Here is a 22500-nt window from a genome sequence, read left to right as displayed (position 1 = left end):
AGATGTGTATAAGAGACAGGCACTACCGGATCGCGTGGATCGCAGGCAACAAAAAACCCGGCCGGGGCCGGGTTCTTGTCTGCTGCCCTACCCGAAGGGGCAGGGCGGCAACGCCGGATCAGGCGGCCTTGAGGGCCTTGATGCGGTCGTTCAGGCGGCTCTTGTGGCGAGCAGCCTTGTTCTTGTGGATCAGGCCACGCGCGCTGAAGCGATCCAGGATCGGCTGGGCAACGGCGAAGGCGGCTTCGGCGCCGGCGGCATCGTTGGCGTCCAGCGCCTTGATCACTTTCTTGACAGCGGTGCGCAGCATCGAGCGCTGAGCCACGTTGCGCGCGTTGCGCACGACGGTCTGCTTGGCGCGCTTCTTGGCGGACTTGATATTGGCCACGGTGGTGGTTTCCTGAAAAAATCGGTGTTATGGGAACAGCAAGCTAGCTAGTATGATGGCCCGAGAAATGCACGTCAAGTCGATTGTCAAGAGGGACGCTGAGTGAGTTCACCGAAGATGTTGCGAGGCCTGCTGTCGTTCAGCAGCATGACCATGGTCTCGCGGGTGCTCGGACTTGTCCGTGACCAGGTGATCACCACCACGTTCGGCACCAATGCGGTTACCGATGCGTTCTGGGTTGCCTTCAGGGTACCCAATTTCCTGCGCCGGTTGTTCGCCGAAGGCTCTTTCGCCACCGCTTTCGTGCCGGTGTTCACGGAAGTGAAGGAAACCCGCAGCCATGCCGAGCTGCGTGAACTGATGGCCCGCACCGCCGGCACCCTGGGTGGGGTGCTGATGCTGGTTACCGCGCTGGCGCTGATCTTCGCGCCGCAGCTGGCGGTCGCATTCTCGAGTGGTGCTGATACCGACCCGGTCAAGCAGACCCTGCTGGTCGACCTGTTCCGCCTGACCTTCCCGTTCCTGTTGTTCGTCTCGTTGACCGCGCTGGCCGGTGGCGCGCTGAACAGCTTCCAGCGTTTCGCGATGCCGGCGCTGACCCCGGTCATCCTCAACCTGTGCATGATCGCCGGTGCGCTATGGCTGGCGCCGCAGCTGGGCGGCACCCCGGAAAAACAGATCCTGGCGCTGGGCTGGGCGGTACTCGCCGCCGGCATCCTGCAGCTGCTGTTCCAGCTGCCCTCGCTGAAGGGCATCAACCTGCTGACCCTGCCGCGCTGGGGCTGGCGCCATCCGGGCGTGCGCAAGGTGCTGACGCTGATGGTGCCGACCCTGTTCGGTTCGTCGGTGGCGCAGATCAACCTGCTGCTGGATACCCTCATCGCGGCCAAGCTGACCGACGGCTCGCAGTCGTGGCTGTCGCTGGCCGATCGCTTCCTGGAGCTGCCGCTGGGTGTGTTCGGCGTGGCGCTGGGCACGGTGATCCTGCCGGCGCTGGCCCGCCATCACGTCAGCACCGACCGCGAGGGTTTCTCGCGCTCGCTGGACTGGGGCCTGCGGATGACCCTGCTGATCTCGGTGCCGGCCATGCTGGGCCTGCTGCTGCTGGCCGAGCCGCTGATCGCCACTCTGTTCCAGTACCGCCAGTTCACCGCCTTCGATACCCGCATGACCGCGCTGTCGGTGTACGGCCTGAGTTTCGGCCTGCCGGCGTTCGCCCTGCTGAAGGTGGTGCTGCCGGCGTTCTATGCCCGCCAGGACACCAAGACCCCGGTCCGTGCCGGTGTGGCCGCGCTGGTGGCCAACATGGTGTTCAACTTCGCCCTGCTGGCCGTGCTGTACCAGGTCATGGTGCCGGACGAGCTGAAGGCGCAGGGCGTGATGGCGGCCATCGGCAAGCAGCCGGGCCTGCACCTGGCGCTGGGCATCGCCAGCGCACTGTCCAGTTACCTGAACCTGGGCCTGCTCTGGTACTGGCTGGGCAAGACCGATGTCTACCAGCGCCGGCCGGGCTGGGGCGGCTATCTGGTGCGGCTGCTGCTGGCCTGTGCGGCCATGGTCGGCGTGCTGTTGGCCCTGCTGCATTGGGTTCCCGACTTCACCGTCATGGACAAATGGCACCGTATCGGTGGCCTGATGCTGCTGGTCGGCGGCGGTGGCGCGACCTATGCGGTGGCCATGCTGGCGATGGGCTTCCGCCCGCGCGACCTGCGTGGGCATTGATCGCGGCCCGTGGCGGCTATACTTCAGGGTTACACCATTGAAGCAGCGGCCCCGGTCGGGCCGGAACGAGAGTTGATGAGCAGGCTGTTCAGAAGCGTCGAGGGCGGGGAGCTGTTCCCCAACGGAAGCGTGGTCTGTATCGGTGCATTCGACGGCCTCCACCTGGGCCATCGTGCGCTGGTCCGCCACGCGGTTGCCCGCGCGCGCGCCTTGGGCGTGGCCGCGGTGGCCGTGGCGTTCGAGCCGCTGCCGCGTGAATTCTTCGCCCAGGGCACGCCGCCGCCGCGGCTGACCCTGGCGCGCAGCAAGGTCGAGATCCTGCGCGAGCTGGGTGTCGATGCGATCGGCCTGCTGCGTTTCGACGCGGCGATGGCGGCGATGCCGGCCGAGACCTTCGTGCGCCAGTTGCTGGTCAATCGCCTGAGTGCGCGTGAGGTCTGGATCGGGCCGGAGTTCTGCTTCGGCAACCGCCGCCGCGGCGACCTGGCCCTGCTGCAGCAGCTCGGCGCCGAGCTCGGCTTCAGCGCCGGCGAGATCGAAGCGGTCGATCTGCACGGCGAGCGCATCTCCAGCACCCGCATCCGCCAGCTGCTGCAGGACGGCGATTTCGCCCGTGCCGGCGATCTGCTCGGCCGTCCCTACGCGATCAGCGGGCGGGTGGTGCGTGGGCGCCAGCTCGGCCGCACGCTGGGCTTCCCCACCGCCAACCTGCGTTTCCCGAAGACCCCGGCGCTGTCGGGCATCTACGCGACCTGGGTGCACGGCGTGTTCGACCAGCCGTGGCCGTCGGTGTCCAGCTTCGGCACGCGGCCGACGGTGGACGGCGTGGAGCCGCTGCTGGAAGCGCACCTGTTTGATTTCCAGGGCGACCTGTACGGGCGCCACATTGACGTGGAGTTCGTCGCCAAGCTGCGCGACGAAGAGAAATTCAATGATCTGGCGGCACTGACCGACCAGATGCACCGCGATGCCGAACAGGCGCGCGCCATCCTTTCCGAACATAGATTGCGAGCCACTGCGTGAGCCAGGACTACAAGACCACCCTGAACCTGCCAGCCACCGAATTCCCGATGCGCGGCGACCTGCCCAAGCGCGAGCCGGGCATTCTGGCGCGGTGGGAAGAGCAGGGGCTCTACCAGCAGCTGCGCGACAACGCCGCCGGCCGCCCGCTGTTCGTGCTGCATGATGGCCCGCCGTACGCCAACGGCCGCATCCACCTCGGCCACGCGGTCAACAAGATCCTGAAGGACATCATCGTCAAGTCGCGCTACCTGGCCGGCTTCGACGCGCCCTACGTGCCGGGCTGGGACTGCCATGGCCTGCCGATCGAAATCGCGGTCGAGAAGAAGTGGGGCAAGGTCGGCACCAAGCTCGACGCCGTCGAATTCCGCCAGAAGTGCCGCGAGTTCGCCGAAGAGCAGATCAACATCCAGCGCGTGGACTTCAAGCGCCTGGGCGTGACCGGCGACTGGGACAACCCGTACAAGACCCTGAGCTTCGACTTCGAAGCCAACGAGATCCGTGCGCTGGCCAAGGTCGTGGCCAACGGCCACCTGGTGCGTGGCGCCAAGCCGGTGTACTGGTGCTTCGACTGTGGCTCGGCACTGGCCGAGGCCGAGATCGAGTACCAGGAAAAGGAATCGCCGGCGATCGACGTCGCCTACGCCGCGCGCGATGTGCAGGCCATCGGCCAGGCGTTCGGCGTGAGCGTGCCGGCCGATGTGGAAGTGGCCGTGCCGATCTGGACCACCACCCCGTGGACGCTGCCGGCTTCGCTGGCGGTGTCGCTGGGCGCGGAGATCAACTACGTGCTGGCCGAAGGCCCGGCGCACAACGGCAAGCGCCGTTGGCTGGTGCTGGCCGCGGCCCTGGCCGAGCGCGCGCTGCAGCGCTATGGCGTCGAAAACGTGGTGCTGCACGGTGAAACCACCGGTGCCGCGCTGGAGAACCAGCTGCTGGCGCACCCGTTCTACCCGGAGCGCGAGATCCTGGTGCTCAACGGCGAGCACGTCTCCGACGAGGACGGTACCGGTGCGGTGCACACCGCCCCCGGCCACGGCCAGGAAGACTTCGTGGTCAGCCAGAAGTACGGCCTGCTGGACAAGTACAACGCCGGCCAGGTGACCCCGATCGACGGTCGTGGCGTGTACCTGGAATCGACCCCGCCGGCCGGTGACGTGGTGCTGGCTGGCCAGCACCTGTGGAAGGCGCAGGAGGCCATCGTCGGTGTGCTGCGCGACAACGGTTCGCTGCTGGCCTTCCACCCGATCCGCCACAGCTACCCGCACTGCTGGCGCCACAAGACGCCGGTGGTGTTCCGCGCCACCCCGCAGTGGTTCATCTCGATGGACAAGGCCAACCTGCGCAACGATGCGCTGGCCGCCATCGATACCGTCGGCTGGTTCCCGACCTGGGGCAAGGCGCGCATCCAGAGCATGGTCGACGGTCGTCCGGACTGGACCATCTCGCGCCAGCGCACCTGGGGCGTGCCGATCGCACTGTTCACCCATCGCCAGACCGGCGAGATCCACCCGCGTTCGGTGGAGCTGATGCAGCAGGTCGCCGACCGCGTCGAGGCTGAGGGCATCGACGTGTGGTATTCGCTGGATGCTGCTGAACTGCTGGGCGCCGAAGCGGCCGACTACGAGAAGGTCACCGACATCCTCGACGTCTGGTTCGACTCGGGCGTGACCCATGAAGGCGTGCTTGCGGCGCGTGGCTTCGGCAAGCCGGCCGACCTGTACCTGGAAGGTTCCGACCAGCACCGCGGCTGGTTCCAGTCCTCGCTGCTGACCGGCGTGGCGATCGACAAGCGCGCGCCGTACAAGCAGTGCCTGACCCACGGCTTCACCGTGGACGAGCACGGCCGCAAGATGTCCAAGTCGCTGGGCAACGGCATCGAGCCGCAGGACATCATGAACAAGCTGGGCGCGGACATCCTGCGCCTGTGGATCGCCTCGGCCGACTACAGCAACGAGATGTCGCTGTCGCAGGAGATCCTCAAGCGCAACGCCGACGCCTACCGTCGCCTGCGCAACACCGCACGCTTCCTGCTCGGCAATCTGGACGGTTTCGATCCGGCCCAGCACCTGCAGCCGCTCGACCAGATGGTCGCGCTGGACCGCTGGATCGTGCATCGCGCGTGGGAGCTGCAGGAGAAGATCAAGGCGGCCTACGACGGCTACAACATGGCCGAGATCGTGCAGCTGCTGCTGAACTTCTGCAGCGTGGACCTGGGCTCGTTGTACCTGGACGTGACCAAGGACCGCCTGTACACGATGCCGACCGATTCGCACGGTCGCCGTTCGGCGCAGAGCGCGATGTACCACATCGCCGAAGCGTTCACCCGCTGGGTGGCGCCGATCCTGACCTTCACCGCCGACGAGCTGTGGGGCTATCTGCCGGGCGAGCATGCCGGCCATGTGCTGTTCACCACCTGGTACGACGGCCTGGCGCCGCTGCCGGCCGATGCCCAGCTCAACGCCGGCGACTTCGACCAGCTGCTGGCCGTGCGCGAGCAGGTGGCCAAGGTGCTCGAACCGATGCGTGCCAACGGCGCCATCGGTGCCGCGCTGGAAGCGGAAATCACCATCGCCGCCAGCGAAGAGCAGGCCGCGAAGTGGCAGCCGCTGGCCGATGAACTGCGTTTCCTGTTCATCAGTGGCGACGTGCAGGTGCGCCCGGCGACCACCGACGAGGTGTTCGTCAGCGCCCAGCCGACCACCAAGGCCAAGTGCGTGCGCTGCTGGCACCACCGCGCCGACGTCGGCAGCAACGCCGACCACCCGGAACTGTGCGGCCGCTGCGTGAGCAACATCACCGGTGCCGGCGAACTGCGGAGCTGGTTCTGATGGCCGCGCCCCGTCCGCATCCGAACGCCCTGGTCTGGCTGCTGCTGTCGGTGGCCATCATCGGCCTGGACCAGTGGTCCAAGGCCTGGGTGTTGTCGAGCCTGCCGGAGTTCCAGCCGGTGGTGGTCATCGACGGCTTCTGGAACTGGTACCGCACCTACAACACTGGTGCCGCGTTCAGTTTCCTGAGCGACGCCGGTGGCTGGCAGAAACACTTCTTCACCGTGTTGGCGATCGTCATCAGCGGCCTGATGGCCTGGTGGCTGCGCGGCACCGCCCGCAGCAACTGGAAAGCCGCGGTGCCGTATGCGCTGATCATCGGCGGTGCCATCGGCAACGTGATCGACCGCCAGGTGCACGGCCACGTGGTCGATTTCATCCAGTGGTACGTGGGCAGCTACACCTGGCCCTCGTTCAACATCGCCGACTCGGCCATCGTGGTGGGTGCCATCGGCATCGCCCTGTTTGGCCTGTTCGACGGCAAGTCCGCCAAAAAGGCGGATAATGCCAACCCGAAACCGTAAGCCGGCCGCTGCCGGGAGACTGAACTGATGGATGTGCTGCTCGCCAACCCGCGTGGATTCTGTGCCGGCGTCGATCGTGCGATCGAGATCGTCAAGCGCGCGATCGAAACGCTGGGCGCGCCCATCTATGTCCGCCATGAAGTGGTGCACAACCGCTTCGTGGTCGACGACCTGAAGCAGCGCGGTGCGATCTTCGTCGAGGAACTCGATGAAGTGCCGGACAACAACACGGTCATTTTCAGCGCGCATGGCGTGTCCCAGGCCGTGCGCCAGGAGGCCGAGCGTCGTGGCCTGAAGGTGTTCGACGCCACCTGTCCGCTGGTGACCAAGGTCCACTTCGAAGTGGCCCGCCACTGCCGTGCCGGCCGTGACGTGGTGCTGATCGGCCACGCCGGTCACCCGGAAGTGGAGGGCACCATGGGCCAGTGGAACCGCGAAGCCGGTACCGGCCAGATCTACCTGGTCGAAGATGTCGAGCAGGTTGCCACGCTGCACATCAACCAGCCGGAAAACTTCGCCTACACCACCCAGACCACGCTGTCGGTGGATGACACGCGCGGCATCATCGATGCATTGCGCGAGCGTTTCCCGGCGATGCAGGGCCCGAAGAACGACGACATCTGCTACGCCACGCAGAACCGCCAGGACGCCGTGCGCGACCTGGCCAAACGCTGCGATCTGGTGCTGGTGGTCGGTTCGCCGAACAGCTCGAACTCCAACCGTTTGAGCGAGCTGGCCCGTCGTGAAGGCGTGGAGTCGTACCTGATCGACGGCGCGCACGAGATCGACCCGCAGTGGGTGGTTGGCAAGCAGCACATCGGCGTGACCGCAGGTGCCTCGGCGCCGCAGGTGCTGGTTGATGGCGTGCTGGCGCGTCTGGCCGAGCTGGGCGCCAGCGGCGTGGGCGAGCTGGACGGCGAACCGGAATCGATGGTGTTCGCGCTGCCGAAGGAACTGCGCCTGCGCCTGGTCGACTGACCGGGAAGCGCCTCATCCACGCATGGCGTGGATCTACTGAAACTGCTCTGGTGGGTGCGAACCAGCACAAGGTGGGTGCGAACCTTGGTTCGCACGCTTCTGGGCATGCACGGATGGGCGCGCGCCCATGACCTTTGGCCATGGGGCGGGGCACTTTACAGGCCTAGCATCGGAAGATTCTCCGTTGTTGGAAGCTGTCCGATGAAGACCCGAGCCTTGGCGATGTCGTTGCTGTTCGCGCTGGCCGCCACGCCTGCACTGGCGCAGACCTCGCCACCGGCGAACGCGGCGGCTCCCGGCCTGCTGCGCATCGACGTGGACGCGCGCGATCTGGCCCGGCGCATCTTCAAGGTGACCGCCACCGTGCCGGCCAAGCCTGGCCCGATGACCCTGCTATACCCGCAGTGGATTCCCGGCAACCATTCGCCCACCGGCCCGATCGACAAACTGGCCGGCCTGCGCGTGACCGCCAACGGCAAGCCGCTGGCCTGGCAGCGCGACCAGTTCAACGTCTATGCGTTCAAGGTGAACGTGCCCGAGGGCGTGAGCGAGATCGTCGCCCACTTCGATTTCCTGTCCTCGCAGGGCGGCAGCCAGGGCCGGGTGGTGATGACCCCGGAAATGCTCAACCTGCAGTGGAACGCCAATTCGCTGTATCCGGCCGGCGTCGATGCGCGCAACCTGCAGGCGCAGGCCAGCGTGACCCTGCCCAAGGGCTGGTCGTTCGCCACTGCCCTGGAAACCGCGCGACGCGACGGTGACACCGTGGTGTTCAAGCCGATCTCGTATGACCATCTGGTCGATTCGCCGTTGTTCGCCGGCGAGCACTACCAGCGCATCGATCTCGACCCGGGTGCGAAGGTGCCGGTGCACCTCAATGTGTTCGCCGACGAGGCCAAGTCGTTGAAGCCGAGCGAGGCGCAGATCACGATGCACCGCGCGCTGGTGCATCAGGCCGACAAGCTCTATGGCGCGCGCCACTACAACCACTATGAATTCCTGCTGGCGTTGACCGACCGCCTTGGCGGCATCGGCCTGGAGCATCACCGTTCCAGCGAGAACAGTGCCGACCCAGGCTACTTCACCGAGTGGGATAAGAGCGCGTGGATGCGCGATCTGCTGCCGCACGAGTACACCCACTCCTGGAACGGCAAGTACCGCCGCGGCGCGGACCTGGCCACTGCCAACTTCAACGTGCCGATGGGCGACAGCCTGCTGTGGGTGTACGAAGGCCAGACCCAGTTCTGGGGCCAGGTGCTGGCGGCGCGTTCGGGCCTGTGGTCGACCACACAGGCGCGCGACATGCTGGCCAACGTGGCCGCAACCTATGACCGTGGTCGCCCGGGCCTGGCCTGGCGGCCGCTGCAGGACACCACCAACGACCCGACCATCGCCCAGCGCCGCACGTTGCCCTACCGCAACTACCAGATGAGCGAGGACTACTACTCCGGCGGCCAGATGCTGTGGCTGGAAGTGGAGGGCAAGCTGCGCGAACTGAGCGGCAATCGCCGCAGCCTGGACGACTTCGCACGTGCGTTCTTCGGCGTCGGCAATGGCAATTGGGACGTCAATCCGTACACCTTCGATGATGTGGTCGCGACCTTGAACGGCATCGCGCCGTATGACTGGGCGACGTTCCTGCGTGGGCGTCTGGACGGCCATGGTTCGTTGACCGGCGGCCTGGAACTGGCGGGCTGGAAGCTGGTTTATCGCGATGCCCCGAACGATGCCTACAAGGCGCAGGAGAAGCGCGCCAAGGCAGCGCTGCTGGCGTATTCGCTGGGCGCGACCGTGCTCGACAACGGAACGGTCGGTGACGTGATCTGGGACAGTCCGGCGTTCAATGCCGGCCTGGCGCCGGGCATGAAGGTGATTGCAGTTGGCGGGCGCGAGTACAGCAGCCAGCGGCTGAAGGATGCAGTCGCCGCCGCAGCAAAGGACAAGGCGCCGATCGTGTTGCTGGTGAAGCAGTTCGATCGCATCGAAACGATGAGCATCGCCTACCACGGTGGCCTGCAGTACCCGGTGCTGGAGCGCATCACCGGCAAGCCTGACCGCCTGGCGGATCTGTGGAAGGCACGATGAAGCCGCGCGCCCGCGATGGCCTGATCCTGCTGATGGCAATCCTCGCCATCATCGGCGCGTTCCTGCATGGCGATGGGCGCTGGCTGCATTGGCTGGCCAAGCCGGCCACCACGCTGCTGATCGCTGCCATCGCCTGGCGCGTGCACGATCCCGCGCAACCGTTCTATCGGCGTGCGGTGCTGGCCGGCATGCTGCTTTCGTGCTTGGGTGATATCGCACTGATGCTGCCGATGGATGCGTTCGTACCGGGACTGGTCGCATTCCTGCTGGCGCATGTCTGCTACATCATCGCCTTCCGCGGAGGCCTGCGTGCCGGGCGTGGGCTGGTCGGCGCCAGCGTCCTGCTCGGTGCGTTTGCCGTGCTCAACGTGCTGGGCCTGTGGCCACACCTGCCCGCACCGATGCGTATTCCGGTGCTGGCGTACGTGGTGGTGCTGGCATCGATGGCGGTGCTGGCCCTGGCACGGCAGTGGCGCCGCCCGCAGCCTGACGCCATGGAGGCCGCCAGTGCCCGTTGGGCCGCTGCCGGTGCCGTGCTGTTCGTCGCCAGCGATTCCCTGTTGGCCTGGGACCGCTTCGCCGGCGGCCTGCCGCTGGCCAGCTTGCTGGTGTTGTCCACCTACTATGGCGCGCAGTACGCCATCGCGCGCTCGGTGAAATAGAAAAAGGGGACGGAGGGGATTAAGTCGCAAAGCGCACCAAGGCACATACGACTTAATCCCCTCCGTCCCCTTTTTTGTGTGGCCTACCGGCGGCTCACGCCGCGCAGGGCGCCCTGCGCATCGAACTGCAGGCGCACGGATTCGCGGTCACCGGCGACTTCGTCCGGCAGCCATACCAGCTTGCCGGCTTTGCGCACGATCACGTAGACGTGGCCGACTTCAGATGCGGGGTTCTGCAGTGCATTGCGCTGTTCCTGCAGCGCCTGCGCCACGCGCGGAACAGCCTCGAAATCGATGCTGGCCAGGGATGTGCTGCTGCGCTGCAGGCTGATGGTCGGCGCAAACTGCTGCGGGTTCACCGGATTGCCCTTGCGCCATTGGCCACGTTCAAAGTGATAGCTGTCGACGTGGCCCGGCTGTTGCGGATCGACCAGATCGAGGTTGATGCGGCCATCGTCGTAGAAGTGGATGCTGTGGAAGACCGTCAGCCGCTGGCCGGCCAGCGCTGGCATCTGCTCCAGTGCCTGACGGGCAGCCAGCAGGTAGTCCGCATCGAACAGGCGGTTGTTGCGCTCGGGCGCTCCAGCGGTACTCGCGGCGGGGAAGGGCGCCGGGGACGGCACAAGCGATGCGGATTGCTCGCGCGGCGACTGGGACGAGACGGAGGCAGGCAACCGGTCCGGCTGTACCGAATGCCCCAGCGTTTCGCTGATGGTCTGCAGGGCGCCTCCGGCAACGGCCACGCCCGCCAGAACCAGCAACAGTACCAGGAACACGGTGCGGGTTGAGGGCGGCTGTTTCATACTCCCTCCAGGCGCACGTTGCTGCGGTCATCCGGGTCGTACAGCAGCGTCACATGCTCGCGCGGGATGTTGGCCAGTTCAATCAGCGGGATGAAGCGGCGCACGCGGGCCTGCTGCACGTTGCCTTCGCGGTCGATGTATTCCAGCTGGAACTCCACCTGCGGCTGTTCGTTGAGGTAGGTACCGGTCTGACGCACCTTCAACACCCTGGCCTCCACGCCGATACCGCGATACTTCAGCGCATCGCCGCGGGCATCGGCGTGCAGCAGGCGGCCGAGCAGGCGCAGGCCCAGCGCATAGCCACACAGCACCAGCGGGCACACCAGCAGCGGGTGACCGAACGACAGGAAGGTCCAGCCCAGCCCCTCGCTCTGCAGCTGGTAGGCCCACACATAGGCAGCGGCAACGATGGCGATGCCGAGTGCTGCACCGATGCCGCGCCGCCACAGGCTGGCGACATTCAGTTCGGGCTGGGCACCATCCAGCACGATGTTGGGGAATGCCCCGGGCGTCCGGCCCAGGCGTGCATCAATGTGCCTACCGGCCTCGAAGCGATGCAGCTGGGGTTTGCTGTCGACCACCAGCATCTGTTCGCGGACCGGCGTACCGGACAGGTTCTTGAAGGACAACTGCAGTTTCCATTGCGCGAACCCACGTACCCGCACGCCGGTCTGTTCGGCCTGCTCGATCAGCGCACTGCGCGGTTCACCGTCGGCCAGGATCGACTGCACCCGGTGCAGTGCGCGTGGCGGCCCCAGCAACAGGTAGTGCAGGAAGGCGAACAGCAGCATCAGCCACAGGACCATCGACAGTGCCAGCAGCAACAGTGCCAGCCACGGTGCGCTGCGGTCGACCAGCGCTACCGGCCACGAAGTGCCGAAATAGAGAATGCAGGGAAAAGGCAACGCGAAGAACAGCAGGAACGCGCCCCAGAACCAGAGATAGGCTTTCATGGGGGAAGGGGACCGCGGTGGAACAGGGCGCGTAGATTACTACGCTTCAGCGGAACTGCAGGGTAAGCAGGTAGTAGCGGCCGAGCGGATCGTCCAGCCCGGGCATCTGCCCGCCATTGCCGACCAGATAGTTCACCGGTTGCGTGTCCAGCACGTTGTGCACGTCCAGCGCTGCAACGATGCGCGGCCCCAGCCGGCGTGCGAGGTGCAGGTTCCAGCGCAGCTGCCGTGGGTTCATGCAGTGGTTCCGGTCGACCTGCTTCTGCGGGCACTCCGCCCCCGGCAGCCAGGCACGCGTGCGCCCGATCTGGTTGCCGCGCAGCGCGATGTCCCAGTTGCTGTTCTGCCATTGCACGTTCAACACCGCAGCCAGCTCGGGTGTCACATGACCACGCAGGTCCACGGCGGCCTCATGGTCACGGCGGCGAAGCAGTTCCTGCTGCTTCAGCGCATCGAGCGAAAACAACCATTGGCCGTTGCTGCCGCTGTCGATGCGGTACTCGCCACGCAGCACCCAGTTGCGGGAGGTGGTGCGGCCGATGTTGTCGAACGACAGGCGCAGGCTGCCCAGGTGGCCGTCTTCATCCAGTTCCCACGTGCTGCGGTTCCACACCGCATCGCTCGGCTGCAGGGCGAGGATCTCGTTGCGCAGTTCCACGATGTTGTGGGTCAGCGACAGCGAGAACGTGTCGTCGGGCGTCCACGTGGCTGCCAGCGAATGGCTGCGTGATCGTTCGGCCTTCAGTGCATCGTTCTCAACCACGTTGGCCGTGACGCTGCAGCCGCCACCACGCGTGGCGATCGCACATTCCGGAAGGGCACTGGACACCGGAAGCGTGATCGAGCCGAAGTAGCCGGGAGGCCGCCGTTGCTCGAACAGGCTCGGTGCACGATAGCCGCGCCCGCTGGCCAGCAGGAACGACCAGTGCGGCGTCGGGCTCCAGCGCAGCCCGGCACGAGGCGAGAACGCCATGAAGCCGCCGTCGCGGTCCCAGCGTGCAGCCAGGTCCGCGCGCAGCGTGGGGGCCAGCGGCAGGCCCAGCTCGGCGTAGACGCCACTGCTTTGTCGCGACAGGCGGCGTCGCTGCTGCGGCAGGCCCAGCGCAAGGTCGCCCTGGCTCAGCAGCGCGTCCGGGCGCGAGGTCCAGCGTTCATGGCGCAGGTCGATGCCGGTGGCCAGCTGCGCATTGCCGCCGGGCATTGCCATCAGCTCACGCTGCACGCCCCACCAGCCCTGCCACTGTGCGGTGCTGCCGCGGTTGCGGATGGACGGAAACAGCGTGTCCGCCTCGGCCGCCGGCGGCGCGTCGAAACCGGGAGTGAACCTGCGCGCCTGCGTTGCTTCAAGCAGGCGTGTCGTGCGCACGGTGCCTGCAGTGGACAAGGTCACGTCGCTTCGCTGCGCGCTGATGCCCGCCTCCCAGCTGCGCCGGCCCTGGTCGCGGCCGATGCCGAAGGTAAGGTCGGCATCGGTGGCGCGGACGCTGGGGCGCACGTTGCCGGCCTCACGCAGCACACTGTTGAAGGTGATTCCGCGCGAGACCACCGCAACGGCGGTCGGGCCCAGATCGAAGCGCTGGCGGTTGTGACTGGCCCGCGCCTCGACATAGGCATAGCGTCCCTCACCACGTTCATGCCGGTAGTGCAGGAAGGCCGACGCGGTATCCGAGGCGGGCTGCAGCGACCGCGGCCGCGCGCTGTCAAACCAGCAGCCATCCTCGCGCCGCTTCAGGGGCGGCTCGCAGCGCCGGGCGGGCACGTACCAGTTGCCGAAGATCGCGCCGATCGGATACAGCGAGGTTTCCGCGTGCCAGTCACGCTGGTCACCGGCGACATGTTCGACACGGTGCAGATCGAGTCCGGCAAACCAGCGGTCCCCGTTGCCACGCGCGCCGCCCGTGGCGGCCTGCAGGCGGTACTGGCCCGCATCGCCGCGGCTGCTCAGGCCGGTCTGCAGCATGGCTTCGGGCCCATCGGCCTGGTCACGCAGGATGATGTTGACCACGCCGGACATGGCGTCGGCCCCATAGATGGCCGAGGCACCACCGCGTACCAGTTCGATGCGGTCGACGAAGCTCAGCGGAATGCCGCCGAGGTCGGTGAGCCCACCCTGTTCCAGCGACACCATCGGATAGCGCGGCAGGCGCCGGCCGTTGACCAGGAACAGCGTCGCCCGCGGGCCCATGCCGTCGAGGCTGGTGGTGGCCGCTGCGCCCACCGGCAGGTACTGCGAATCGCCGCCGCGCGAGGTGCTCATGGCCGGATGGCCGTTCATGCCGGGCAGGTGCCGCAGCAGATCGAACAGATTGCCGTAGCCGCTGCGCAGGATATCGTCGCGATCGATGGTGGTGACCGGCAGTGTGGTCTGCACCGAAGAGCGCGGCAGCCGGCTGCCGGTGACATGGATGGGCGCCAGTTCCACCTGGTGTGGCGTGTCGGCGGACTTGGGAGCCGGGCGCGGCAGGCGCGGGGCTGCGACCGCTTTCGGCGGCGTGGCAGGGGGCTCGGGATGGACGCGCCGCACGACAAAGGCACCGGATGAAGTGCGCAGGATGTTCACCGGCAGGCCGGCGACCAGCTGCTTCAGGGAGGCCCCGGTATCGCGTTGGCCACGGCTGCCGCCGGTGCGCAGATCATCCAGTTCACGTGCGTCGAACAGCAGGGCGGTGCCACTCTGCCGGGCCCATTGCTTCAGTGCCGGCACCAGTGGGCCAGCGCCCACGTCGATCTCCAGCGTGCCGGCGGGCTCGCCGGCATCGGCCATCGGTAGTGCGGCAACACCCAGTGCAAGGCATAGCAGGGCGCGGAGCAGCCCCCACTGCAGCGCACCCGGACCTGCCTTCACTGCCGGTCTCCTCAGTAGGTGCGGCGCAGTTCCAGCGCGCCATCCGGACGCGTCTGGCCAGCCACGGACCAACCCAGTTCCAGGGCCGACAGCAGCTCCTGTGCATCACCGGCGCGGAAGGTGCCGCTTACCGCCAGGTCGGTGATCTCCGGATCGACGATCACCAGTGGCGTGCGGCCATAACGGTTCATGCGCTCGACCACGATCGACAGTGGCGTGGCATCGAACACCAGTTGCCCGCGCAGCCAGCCTTCAGCGGCTGCGTTGGACGAGAGGGCAGGGCCCGGCTGGATACGGCCGGAGGGCAATACCTGCAGCTGTTGGCCGGGCGCCAGCGTGTGCTGCGCTGCGCCGTTGCTGACTTCCACGGCACCTTCCAGCAGTGCGACCTCGACCAGGCCGTCGCGCAGGCGTTCCACCTGGAAGGTCGTGCCGATGTCGCGGATCGTACTGCCGCCGGCGTGCAGCTGCAGCGCCTTGTTCGACGGTGCGACCTGCAGTTGCAGCCGACCCCGTTCCAGCACCAGATCACGATGACGCCAGCCGAAGCGGGCGCGGAGGGTGGTGCCGGCATCCAGCATGGCGACGCTGCCATCGGCCAGCGTCTGCTGCTGTGCCTGGTGCGAATCATTGGCGTAGACCTGTGGCGTCGGGTTGCCGTCGACGGCAACCATCCAGCCGATGCCGATCGCCATGCAGACACCGGCGGCAGCGGCCACGCCCGGCAACCAGCGCCGGCGCGGCGGACGCGCCGCCCGTGCCGCGGCGGTTCGCAGCCAGGGGTCAGCCGCAAGCTCCGCACCCTGCTGGAACAGGGTTTCGGCCTGCACCCAGGCTTTGACGTGGGCCGGATCTTCGGCCAGCCAGTCCTCGAACGTTTCGCGTTCGGCCGATGTGCAGTCCGGGGCTTCCAGGCGGGCTACCCAGGCGCTGGCGCGTTCAAACAGCTGTGCATCATCCCTGTGCGGGGTGCCACTCATTGGCCGTCCCTGTCGTTGTGCAGCGGATCCGATCCCAACTCCTGACGCAGGCCCTGCAGGGCCCGGGCGATATGTTTTTCCACGGTCTTGGCAGTAATTCCACAATGCCGCGCGATCTGCGTGTAGCTCATGCCGGTGATGCGGTTGAGCAGATAGACCTCGCGTGCGCGTTCGGGCAGCTTGAACAGGGCCTGCCGCAGCAGGGACAGCATCTGCCCTGACTCGGCCTGGCGCAATGGATCGGGCGAGGAACTGGATGGTTCGTCGCTGCCATCGTGTTCGGCCAGCGGCAGATGCGGCCGCGACTGCGGCGAGCGGCCGCGGTCTGCCAGGCGGTTGCGGGCGATACGATACAGCAGCAGGCGCAGTTCGTCCGGGCCCTGTGCGCGATAGCGGATCAGCCGCTCCATGCAGTCCTGCGCGATATCCTCGGCATCCTCAGGCCCGACCCCCCGCGTGCGCAGGAACGCGCACAGCGGTGCGCGCTCTTCGCGTACGAACGCGATGAAGGCATCCGCAGGTGCGGGCGGCTCCGGCGCGCGATGGATCAGGGGAGACGGGGTGGACAGGGCTGGCCTCGACTGTCGGTGGCGAATGCGTCATCGAGTTTTACGCGACGATGACCGGATGGGGAAGAGTGTGCATCGATCGAATCCTCATTGTGAATGTATTCATTTTTCAGGATCCGTTCCACTGGGGGAGATCGCCCCGCTGCGGCGTTGATCGTTCTACCCGCGTGTTGCGGGTGGAGAGAGAACGCATGAAGTATTCGAAGTTGAGCCTGGCCCTGGCCGGGCTGATGGGCGTTGCCGCCATATCCGTGGTGGATGACGTCATGGCAATGAGTTATCACGTGCAGGACGATCGCGTCTTCCTCAGCGGCGGCGTCACCGTCGCCGATGTGGTGGCGCTGCCCGCACTGCTGGCCAAGGCGCAGGCTGAAGGCCGTCCGATCCGCGAAGTCGTGCTGCGAACGTCCAACGGTGGCGCGCTGATTGCCGGCGAGTGGCTGCAGGCGGTGATCCGTACCCAAGGCCTGGACACCATCGTGTCCGGCCACTGCATTTCGTCCTGCTCGATCATGCAGTCCGGTGGCGTCAACCGTTACCTCGGCGGCGATCTGCCGCTGGTCGACTCGGTGCAGATCCATGCCGCCAGCAGTGGTGGCAGGATCACCTACGCGCCGTCGCCGCGCATGACCCAGATCTACACAGGCAACTACGGCGGTGGCATGGATGCGGGCCTGTTGCACAAGGCCATGTATGAAGTGGTGCAGCCCAATGGCCTGCTGGTATTCCGCGACCCGGCGCGTACCACGGGTACGTCGGTTACCTTCGATCCGGATGGCAGTGGGAGCAAGCTGGAGTCATTCCCGGGCCAGGACATCCGCAGCAACAGCATCATCAACACGGCGGGCTATCGCGATCCGGGCGACACCCTTCGTGTCACCAGCAACGTCAGCGGCGACATCAACCCGGGCTACCTTCGTACCGCGCGCCAGCTGCAGGCCTTTGTCGACGACGATTTCGCGCGCTGGAATACCGACTGGGCCAGCACCTACATCAACTATGCGGTGAGCCTGTACAACTTCTCCACGCGGGGGGCGAACGGTATCGGCGCGCAGTCGTTGCAGCAGCTGCTCGCCGACCCCGACCTCCAGGATGAACTGCGCGGCCAGCTGCGGCTGGCCGATCTGGATGCCTCGACCCTGGCCAACTCCGCCGGCGTGATCCGTGTCAGCAATGGCGCCACCTGGCGCACCGCTGAAACCACCGGCGCGGATTTCATTCTGGTGGACAACGGCACCATCGCACTGGAGGGTGGTGCGCTGCGCACCCCCGAGCTGCGGGTGATGCCGGGCAGCATCGTGGTCGGCCACGGTGATATCGCATCGGTCGGCACCGACAGCGATGCGCTGCTGGATGGCACCGGCCCGTCCTACCGCGAAGATGGCTTCAACCGCCTGCGCGTGTTCGGCACGCTGATGCCGCGCGGTGGGGATCTGGTGACCCACGGCTATGTCAACATCATGCCCGGCGGCCAGGTGCTGTTTGATGTTACCGAAGCCGGTGGTACCGGCAGTGGCCGCCTGCGCGTCGGCAGCTTCTACGACGGCGGCACCGAGGAGGGCGCGCTGGTGATCGCGCAGGGCGCACACCTTGCGTTGAATGTGGCCCAGGGCTTCTATGCCGGTGCCTACCGCCGCGATCTGGTGGAAGGGCCGATCTACCAGGGGGGCTTCCAGGATGTCGTGCGGCTGGGGGACGCCGGATACAGTGCCAGCATCACTGCCGGTGAAGTGTTCCGCCCGCGCCACAATTCACTGCTCAGCTTCAACGTCAACCAGACCGCCGACGGCCTGTGGCTGACCGCCAACCCCGGCTTTGACCAGCTGGGCCTGTTTGCCAACGGTACGTCCGGCGACGGCCTGGGCCGCGCGCTGGCGACCGCCTCCGATCGCCAGGACAAGGGACTGAGATCGCTGCTGGGCGCACTGCAGTTCGCCGACCGCGATGTAATCGCACAACAGGCCGGTGCTCTGCGCGGTGATGCGCACGCCAGCCTGCGACTGGCCGACACCGCGTTGGTGGGCAGCATCGGCAACGTCGTGCAGCAGCACCAGTCGGCCATGCGCAGCGGCGGTGATGCCGATGGCCTGGCCTCTCAGGTGGCGCAGTCGGTCTCCTCCCAGCCGGGCATGCGCCATGGCAGCCTGTTCAACCAGCTGGCGATGCACCTGGTCGAGCCGGCGTCGGGCAGCGTTGCGGGCAGCGCTGATGCTGGACGCAGCCATGGCATCTGGGCGCGTGGTTTCGCCAGCCATGGCCGCCTCGATGCCGACGGTGGCGTGGCCGGCCTGAGCCACACCATCGGTGGCATCGTGGTCGGTGCCGATACCCGCGTGGCCGATGACCGCGTGACCCTGGGCGTCAGCGTGGCCGCGGCGGACATGTCGACCAAGGCCAGCGATGGCTTTGGTTTCACTGGTGACGTGCGTGCGCTGGACGTGGGCGGCTACCTCGATGCGACGTACGCGCGCGGCTATCTGTCGGCGGCCGTGCGCTACACCGATCTGCGCCACGATACGCGTCGCAGCATCAACGGCATCGATGGCCTGCAGCAGCCACTGCGCGCCAAGTACAGCAACGATGCGATCTCCGCACGGGTGGAACATGCGTTCTCCTTCACCACCGCCAAGGGCCTGGTGATCCAGCCGTTGCTGCCGGTGGTGGACTACGCGCGCACCTCGGCCACCCGCTTCAACGAAGGGCAGGGCGCCGGTGCGCTGGTTGGCCGCAGCGGCAGCCTGGAGAGCATCCGCGTGGGTGCGGGCCTGCAGCTGTTCAAGACCTTCGAAGGCAACAACGGCGAGCGCATCACCCCGCGCGCCCGGGTGGTCTGGCAGAAGGAACTGGGCGATTCGCAGGCCCGCTACAGCACCGGCTTCGCCGCGGCACCGGATCTGGTGTTCGGCGCCAGCAGCCAGGCGGTGGGCGAGCAGGTGCTGGCCTGGAACCTGGGTGTGACCAGCCGTGCCAGCGAGCGGCTGTCCATCATGGCCGATTACGTGGGTGAGCGCCGCGACGGGCAGATCCAGAACGGCGTGATGCTGGGCCTGGGCTACAAGTTCTAAGTGGCACCCGGCACCGGCGATGACGGCATCGCCGGTGCCATCCCAACGCGGGTGCTGCTGCGGTATGGTCGGTATGCTATTCCACCCAGGCCCGTCCATGCAGATCGCCGTCTTCAGTGCCCGTCCCTACGACCGTCGTTTCCTTGATGAGGCGAACCAGCGCGATGCGGCTGGGGACGGCTTTGCGTTCGTGTACTTCGATGTGGCGCTGGACGTGCACACGGCCGCGCTGGCGCAGGATTGCGCAGCCGTATGCGTGTTCGTCAACGACCGCCTGGATGCGCCGGTGCTGCACGCCCTGCATGCGATGGGCGTGCGGGCCGTACTGCTGCGCTGTGCCGGTTTCAACAATGTGGACCTGGCAGCCGCGAAAGCGCTGGATCTGTTCGTCGCACGCGTACCGGCCTATTCCCCGGAGGCGGTGGCCGAGCATGCGTTGGCGCTGGTGATGACCCTCAACCGGCAGACCCATCGCGCCTACAACCGCGTGCGCGAGGGCAACTTCATGCTCGATGGCCTGCTCGGGCGCACTTTGCATGGGCGCACGGTCGGCATCGTCGGCACCGGCAAGATCGGGCTGGCCACCGCGCGCATCTTCAACGGCATGGGCTGCACCGTGCTGGGGCACGATCCTTATCCGTCACCCGCGTTCGGTGGTATCGGCGAAATGGTCGGGCTGGATGAACTGCTGGCGCGTGCCGACATCGTGTCGCTGCATTGCCCGCTGACGCCTGAGACTCATCACCTGATCAATGATGCATCACTGGCGCGGATGAAGCCGGGCGCGATGCTGGTCAATACGTCGCGCGGCGCACTGGTCGATACCCATGCGGTGATCCGCGCGCTGAAGTCACGCCGGCTGGGTCATCTGGCCATCGACGTGTACGAGCAGGAAAGCGCGCTGTTCTTCCAGGACCTGTCCGGCGAGATCATCGACGACGAGGCCTTCCAGCGCCTGATGACCTTCCCGAATGTGCTGGTGACCGGCCACCAGGGCTTCTTCACCGTGGAGGCGCTGCAGGAGATCTCGGCGATCACGCTGGGGAATCTGCAGGATTTCGCGGCCGGGCGGGTGTGCGCCAACCGGGTAGAGGTGGGCTGAGCCGGATGGATTGACCGCCGGGGCGCCCAGCCCGTAAAATCGCGGGCTCCGCCGGAATAGCTCAGTTGGTAGAGCGGCGCATTCGTAATGCGTAGGTCGCAGGTTCGACTCCTGTTTCCGGCACCAGTTGTAATGAAAAGCCCCGGCCTTGGTCGGGGCTTTTTATGCTTTGGTAGCGCCGGGCCATGCCCGGCGGAATGCCGGCCCCAGTAGTGCCAGCCCATGGCTGGCAGCCCCTGATTTCCGAATCTCGCGGACAGCCCGGCTTCCCAGGCGCTTAGCGCCGCGCCCTGTTCCCGATCTGGAAACCGCACCCGGCCATTCCTGTGCTATGAATACACGGCCTTGCTTCAAGGCACTTTCAGGGATTGGAAGGATGCGCAGGTTCGGGGGAACTGCAGGCGGTGTGTCGACCCGCTTCAGAGGATTTGAAGATCGAATTCGGAAGCTGGGGGCATTGGGCGCCTGGCTGTGCTGCGTGCTGCTCATTGGCCTTGGCCTGTCGCCAGCGGTAGTCGCACAGACGACGGTCACGTACATCCACACGGACGCGTTGGGCTCGGTTGTGGCTGAGAGCGATGCCAATGGCAATGTGATAAAGCGCTATGACTACGAGCCTTATGGGGCCGTGGTGGGTGGTCAGGTTACGGACGGGCCGGGGTATACCGGGCATGTGAGTGATGCGTCGACCGGGCTGAGCTACATGCAGCAGCGGTACATGGATCCGCAGTTGGGTGTGTTCCTGTCGGTGGATCCGGTGACGGCGTATCAGAAACCGGTTGAGCAGTTCAATCGGTATCGGTATGCGAACGGCAATCCGTACAAGTTCACGGATCCGGATGGGCGCAGTGCCACGCTCGCGGCGCCTTTTGTGCTGATACCCATATTCGTCGCGACAGGCTACTATGCGATGACTACTCCTCAGCAGCGTGAGAAGGCGGGCGAAGCCCTCATACGAGGGGTAAAAGGTCTATTTCAAAAGAATGAGGCTGGTAGTTCCGAGGGGGCTGGCTCGGGCGATGCTGATCCCAATGGCCCATTCACCAGTGACATTAAGCCAAGACGATCTGAAGGCGCTGACGGAGCATCCTCCCAGCACGAGTTAGAACGAGATTCGAGCGGGCGGCTAGTATCCAAAACCCATACGGTCACCTCCAAGGAAGGCGAGGTTGTACACGGGCACACAGATCATGTCGGGGAAAATGGTAGCGTCCGACGATTCTCAGATGACCTCACCGGACGTGCTACGGTGGGCGAGGGGAAGCAGGAGCCAGGCTCGAAGGACAGGCCAATCAACTTCCCTCCGGAGCCTGCCAAAGGAGGTCGTTACTAGTGGACGGTGATAGCTACGCGCTTCTGGCGGGAATTGTGGAAACGGAGGTTCTCGGATCTGCTGGCGACCTGGCTCCTGCCTTGCTGGACCGCTACTGGTCGGGTGAAATCAGTCTGCCCTCGGCGATCGATGCCGACATTGCTTCCTATCTTTCACAACACGACTTAGGGGCTCTTGCAAGAGCATCGACTTGGATTGCGAGGAATCATGTGCTTTCCGGGCAGATGCCAAAGCATCACTTGTGCTTGGTACGATGGCTGTTCGAGAACGGCGATGTTGATCGGCTCGATCTATTGAGCCTGCTGGCGCTTCTTTCGCTAGGGCTGCTGGATCAAGCCGGATTGGAGATCGCCCTGCTCTCCAGGGAAGCACTGGACGAAGGACGGCTGGAGGAAGGCTTGAATCTAATAGAGCCGATGCTGCTGGCCTATAGTCCTTCGCTATGATGGATGCGTAGGTCGCAGGTTCGACTCCTGTTTTCGGCACCAGTTGTAGAAAAGCCCCGGCCTTGGTCGTAATGCTGTTCACTTAAGCGGTGCAGCCTTGCGATCGACGGGATAACGGGTTTTGGAGATCTTCACCGTCCTCGGAGTTGTTGGCCGGGGACGGTGCTCCAGGAAGAGGCTGGCGACGCCGGATC

General features: G+C 66.0%; 17 protein-coding genes and 1 tRNA gene. 12 read left to right on the top strand and 6 right to left on the bottom strand.

Annotated features, from left to right (window positions below):
- Window positions 1-118 precede the first annotated feature (118 nt).
- Window positions 119-388, bottom strand: a complete 270-nt coding sequence (rpsT, locus tag AC5O77_RS19860; RefSeq protein ID WP_005408560.1) for a 30S ribosomal protein S20 — start codon at window positions 386-388, stop codon at window positions 119-121.
- Window positions 389-505: 117 nt separating this feature from the next.
- On the opposite strand from rpsT, the gene murJ reads away from it, so the two are divergent.
- From murJ to AC5O77_RS19825, 7 genes are all read left to right on the top strand, one after another.
- Entirely contained in the window at window positions 506-2110 is a 1605-nt protein-coding gene (gene murJ, locus AC5O77_RS19855; RefSeq protein ID WP_125895443.1) for a murein biosynthesis integral membrane protein MurJ, read from the top strand.
- A gap of 75 nt (window positions 2111-2185) precedes the next feature.
- Complete coding sequence (locus tag AC5O77_RS19850; protein ID WP_032127582.1) at window positions 2186-3133, top strand: bifunctional riboflavin kinase/FAD synthetase; 948 nt, start codon at window positions 2186-2188, stop codon at window positions 3131-3133.
- Window positions 3130-5961, top strand: a complete 2832-nt coding sequence (gene ileS, locus AC5O77_RS19845; RefSeq protein WP_478058465.1) for an isoleucine--tRNA ligase — start codon at window positions 3130-3132, stop codon at window positions 5959-5961. The genes AC5O77_RS19850 and ileS overlap by 4 nt, the downstream gene beginning before the upstream one ends.
- The gene (lspA, locus tag AC5O77_RS19840) at window positions 5961-6485 is read left to right on the top strand and encodes a signal peptidase II (RefSeq protein WP_478058464.1); all 525 of its coding nucleotides are present in this window, start codon (window positions 5961-5963) and stop codon (window positions 6483-6485) included. The genes ileS and lspA overlap by 1 nt, the downstream gene beginning before the upstream one ends.
- 27 nt (window positions 6486-6512) lie before the next feature.
- The gene (ispH, locus tag AC5O77_RS19835) at window positions 6513-7463 is read left to right on the top strand and encodes a 4-hydroxy-3-methylbut-2-enyl diphosphate reductase (protein WP_049424359.1); all 951 of its coding nucleotides are present in this window, start codon (window positions 6513-6515) and stop codon (window positions 7461-7463) included.
- A gap of 201 nt (window positions 7464-7664) precedes the next feature.
- Complete coding sequence (locus AC5O77_RS19830; RefSeq protein ID WP_478058462.1) at window positions 7665-9548, top strand: M61 family metallopeptidase; 1884 nt, start codon at window positions 7665-7667, stop codon at window positions 9546-9548.
- Window positions 9545-10210 (top strand): lysoplasmalogenase, encoded by a 666-nt coding sequence (locus tag AC5O77_RS19825; RefSeq protein ID WP_478058460.1) that lies wholly within the window; start codon window positions 9545-9547, stop codon window positions 10208-10210. The genes AC5O77_RS19830 and AC5O77_RS19825 overlap by 4 nt, the downstream gene beginning before the upstream one ends.
- A gap of 83 nt (window positions 10211-10293) precedes the next feature.
- On the opposite strand, the gene AC5O77_RS19820 is transcribed toward AC5O77_RS19825, so the two are convergent.
- The 5 genes from AC5O77_RS19820 to AC5O77_RS19800 are packed head-to-tail and all read right to left on the bottom strand — an operon-like array spanning window position 10294 to window position 16297.
- Window positions 10294-11013 carry a hypothetical protein gene (locus AC5O77_RS19820; protein ID WP_032127576.1) on the bottom strand — a complete coding sequence of 240 codons (720 nt, stop codon included), beginning with the start codon at window positions 11011-11013 and terminating at the stop codon, window positions 10294-10296.
- Window positions 11010-11966 (bottom strand): hypothetical protein, encoded by a 957-nt coding sequence (locus tag AC5O77_RS19815; RefSeq protein ID WP_478058458.1) that lies wholly within the window; start codon window positions 11964-11966, stop codon window positions 11010-11012. The genes AC5O77_RS19820 and AC5O77_RS19815 overlap by 4 nt, the downstream gene beginning before the upstream one ends.
- A gap of 46 nt (window positions 11967-12012) precedes the next feature.
- The gene (locus AC5O77_RS19810) at window positions 12013-14811 is read right to left on the bottom strand and encodes a TonB-dependent receptor plug domain-containing protein (RefSeq protein ID WP_478058456.1); all 2799 of its coding nucleotides are present in this window, start codon (window positions 14809-14811) and stop codon (window positions 12013-12015) included.
- A gap of 11 nt (window positions 14812-14822) precedes the next feature.
- The gene (locus tag AC5O77_RS19805) at window positions 14823-15791 is read right to left on the bottom strand and encodes a FecR family protein (protein ID WP_032127573.1); all 969 of its coding nucleotides are present in this window, start codon (window positions 15789-15791) and stop codon (window positions 14823-14825) included.
- On the bottom strand, window positions 15788-16297 hold the full coding sequence (locus tag AC5O77_RS19800) for an RNA polymerase sigma factor (protein ID WP_029379863.1): 510 nt from the start codon (window positions 16295-16297) through the stop codon (window positions 15788-15790). The genes AC5O77_RS19805 and AC5O77_RS19800 overlap by 4 nt, the downstream gene beginning before the upstream one ends.
- A gap of 254 nt (window positions 16298-16551) precedes the next feature.
- On the opposite strand from AC5O77_RS19800, the gene AC5O77_RS19795 reads away from it, so the two are divergent.
- The 5 genes from AC5O77_RS19795 to AC5O77_RS19775 all read left to right on the top strand — a co-directional run bounded on the left by AC5O77_RS19795 (window position 16552) and on the right by AC5O77_RS19775 (window position 22306).
- The gene (locus tag AC5O77_RS19795; protein WP_478058454.1) at window positions 16552-19425 is read left to right on the top strand and encodes an autotransporter domain-containing protein; all 2874 of its coding nucleotides are present in this window, start codon (window positions 16552-16554) and stop codon (window positions 19423-19425) included.
- Window positions 19426-19522: 97 nt separating this feature from the next.
- Window positions 19523-20527 carry a 2-hydroxyacid dehydrogenase gene (locus AC5O77_RS19790; protein WP_125895439.1) on the top strand — a complete coding sequence of 335 codons (1005 nt, stop codon included), beginning with the start codon at window positions 19523-19525 and terminating at the stop codon, window positions 20525-20527.
- A gap of 50 nt (window positions 20528-20577) precedes the next feature.
- Window positions 20578-20653 (top strand) — tRNA-Thr (locus AC5O77_RS19785).
- A 280-nt stretch (window positions 20654-20933) separates the two neighbouring features.
- Window positions 20934-21860, top strand: a complete 927-nt coding sequence (locus AC5O77_RS19780) for an RHS repeat domain-containing protein (RefSeq protein ID WP_478058451.1) — start codon at window positions 20934-20936, stop codon at window positions 21858-21860.
- Window positions 21860-22306 (top strand): hypothetical protein, encoded by a 447-nt coding sequence (locus tag AC5O77_RS19775; RefSeq protein WP_478058450.1) that lies wholly within the window; start codon window positions 21860-21862, stop codon window positions 22304-22306. Before AC5O77_RS19780 ends, AC5O77_RS19775 begins: the two co-directional genes overlap by 1 nt.
- The last annotated feature ends 194 nt before the right edge of the window (window positions 22307-22500 follow it).

This window comes from Stenotrophomonas sp. INTA L402-1 (assembly GCF_059295135.1).
Note: the sequence above shows the minus strand (reverse complement) of the source record. Positions and strands in the feature narration are given on the sequence as shown.